Source organism: Aeromonas piscicola, from assembly GCF_000820005.1.
Classification (GTDB): domain Bacteria; phylum Pseudomonadota; class Gammaproteobacteria; order Enterobacterales; family Aeromonadaceae; genus Aeromonas; species Aeromonas piscicola.
On sequence record NZ_CDBL01000054.1, the window covers coordinates 1 to 2,542 of the forward strand.

The following is a 2,542-nucleotide window of genomic DNA, read 5'->3' on the forward strand; positions in this document are numbered from 1 at the left end:
TTACCGGCACAGCCAAACACCACGTGGGACTGGATAGAGAGAATGCGTTTCATCGACATCACCGCAGAGAAGAGTCAGGGGAAAGGCGCAATATATCGGATGAAGATATTGAACTTCCACTTTTGTGCAGCACAAACCCGTATTTGGTCTTAAAAACTGCCGATGTAAGGTCCATTTGCCAGACCCGCCTCTTTAGCCACAGTCGCCCCCGTTCTCCTGCCTTGCCAGATGTTGATCAGATGAGAGGTCACGGCTCATGCTTCATTAGGTGGTTGCAGCTTCTTGCTTGATGGCATATGAGTGTAATAAAACAGCGCATGACGAGGCCAGTGCTGAAAGGGAAGAAAATGGGATCCCGGTGGACAATCAGTCGATATCAGCGCCCGCCAGCAAGGCGCGGCGGGAGCAGAGCGGAAAGAGGGCAAGATCCGCTGGAAGCATCAGATCCGCCTTCTGCTCAAGGGCGCGCAAAGTGATAGACCCAGCCCTCATCCAGTGCCATGTCGGCGGGTGGCTGTATCAGGGTTGGCAACAGGGTCACAGCCCCCTTGGCGGCGTATTGCAGCGCCATCAGGGCGCAGATGGCGGCATCGTAGCGATCGGTGCCCGTCGCCAACTCTGCCGGCAGATGGGGTTGCAGCTCGGCCCTGACCGCTGACGCCTTGCCACCCACCTTGGCCAGGGCGGGATAGACCTCCAGCACGGCGCGATCGGCCTCTGGTTGCTGCCTGGGTACCAGTTGCAAGTCCGCCAACCGGGGCAGCATAGCGAGCGCCAGGGTGGCGTTGTTGCCGAGCCGGTCGAAGGTCGCGGAAAGGGGCTTCTTGCCATATTGCTGGTGCAGCCAGCGCTCGCAGTCGCGATAGGCATAAGGGTTGTCAATTTCGCGCTGGGGCACGGCGCACTCGGTTGCCCTCCCCGCAAGCAGATCGCCCAAGGCGCGTGGAAACGCGAGCGGCGCATCGATGCCCAGCGCCAGCTGCGGGCAAGCCAGCACCTGCATCAGGTTCATCTCATCTTGCAACGCCGGACGTAACAAGGCATCCAGATCCGGTGCCACCCGCGAGCTCAACCGGAACAGGGGCGACACCCCAAACCAGTGCAGGCGCTGCTCGCGCGCCTGCCAACCCACCACGGCCACCGCCTGGGCATTGCCCTGCCAGCCTCTCACATCCCAGCCGATACCGATGGCGTCCATGTGTTCCATTGTCATGCCCGTGTCACCTCTGCGCGCTATCAATGGAGCACAGGGTAATGGCTGCGGCCCCTAAAGCAAGGCCGGGAGCGCGCCTTAGAAGGATTTCTTGAAATTGATCAGCGGCAGTATGGGGAAAATGCCGTTCTCGGCGTAGTTGGCAAGGCCTATCTGCAGCCCGTCCAGATGCTTGGTGGCGTTGATGAAACCCAGCTGGAAGGTAGTGCGCTCGGCATAGTTGACGAAGCCCACGTTGGCCAGGGCGTTGCCCTTGGCGATGTTGACGGCGCCCCAGTTCAGGCCCTGCACATTGTTGGTCAGGTTGACGAAGCCAAGGTTCACCCCCTTGTCCTGCCCCTCGTGCCAGTTGACGGCGTTGATGGCCACCCCATTGAACTGGTGGCGCACCCGTCCGGCGCCGAGGAAGACGCCAAGCTGCAGGCCGCTGAACTGATCCACGTCGGAGAGGGCCAAGATGGGCAGATCTAATCCCTTCACCTGACCGGTGCGGCCATAGAGAAAGGAGGCTCTGGCGCCTTCAACCTGATGGGCGGCGGGCAGATTGACGCTAGGCAGCGAGACCTGGATTGGGGTGCTGGCATGGGCGACACCACCCAGGGCAAGGGAGCCACAGGCAAGCAGCAGGTGGGCAGGTTTCATCGGGGCTTTCCTTAACAATCAGGGAGGAAGGCCAGCCTAGCAGCCCTCACGCACAGGCACGAGGCCAGGCAGGCACTGCTGCGTCATCCCACGTCAGGATTCATTCGCACAAACTGGACAGACCAGAATCAAATTATGAGCAAAAATTAACATTTATATTATTTACATCAAGCCTCATTTGGTAACACAATGCTTAAACGTGCGTTTGAACAGAACAAGCGACACGTCACGACTTAAGGATGTAGTCGAACGGATGTAACCGAAGAATGGGCCCATCGGCCTTTTGCAATACCCTTCTGCCAACCACGGAGACACGCGATGAATATGGACGTAATCAAGACCTTTACCGAGCAGATGCAAGGCTTTGCTGCCCCCCTCACCCGTTATAACCAGCTGCTGGCCAGCAACATCGAACAGCTGACCCGGTTGCAGCTTGCTTCCGCCAATGCCTATGCCGAACTGGGATTGAGCCAGTTGCAGGCCGCCGGCAAGGTGCAGGATACCCAGAGCCTGGCGGCCCTTGGCACAGTGCAGCTGGAGACTGCCAGCCAGCTCTCCCGCCAGATGCTGGATGACATCCAGAAGCTCAATGCGCTGGGTCTGCAGTTCAAGGAAGAGCTGGATACCCTGGCGGCCGACGGCATCAAAAAGAGCACGGGCAAGGCCTGATATCCCCCTGGCTGCCCG

General features: G+C 59.2%; 3 protein-coding genes. 1 reads left to right on the forward strand and 2 read right to left on the reverse strand.

The window, feature by feature from the left end; genetic code table 11:
• Positions 1–457: 457 nt before the first annotated feature.
• Both BN1128_RS13350 and BN1128_RS13355 read right to left on the reverse strand, forming a co-directional pair.
• Positions 458–1,213: a DUF429 domain-containing protein gene (locus BN1128_RS13350; protein WP_042869553.1), complete on the reverse strand. Its 756-nt coding sequence runs from the start codon at positions 1,211–1,213 to the stop codon at positions 458–460.
• Between the two features lie 78 nt (positions 1,214–1,291).
• Positions 1,292–1,855, reverse strand: a complete 564-nt coding sequence (locus BN1128_RS13355; RefSeq protein WP_042869556.1) for a VC2662 family protein — start codon at positions 1,853–1,855, stop codon at positions 1,292–1,294.
• Between the two features lie 318 nt (positions 1,856–2,173).
• Between BN1128_RS13355 and BN1128_RS13360 the strand changes: the two genes are divergently transcribed.
• Complete coding sequence (locus BN1128_RS13360) at positions 2,174–2,524, forward strand: phasin family protein (protein WP_042869558.1); 351 nt, start codon at positions 2,174–2,176, stop codon at positions 2,522–2,524.
• Positions 2,525–2,542 lie beyond the last annotated feature (18 nt).

What these genes read in the sequence shown, in the direction of transcription:
- BN1128_RS13360 (WP_042869558.1), top strand. Translation starts at nt 2,174, where the DNA reads ATGAATATGGACGTAATCAAGACCTTTACCGAGCAGATGCAAGGCTTT.
- BN1128_RS13350 (WP_042869553.1), bottom strand. Translation starts at nt 1,213, where the DNA reads ATGACAATGGAACACATGGACGCCATCGGTATCGGCTGGGATGTGAGA.
- BN1128_RS13355 (WP_042869556.1), bottom strand. Translation starts at nt 1,855, where the DNA reads ATGAAACCTGCCCACCTGCTGCTTGCCTGTGGCTCCCTTGCCCTGGGT.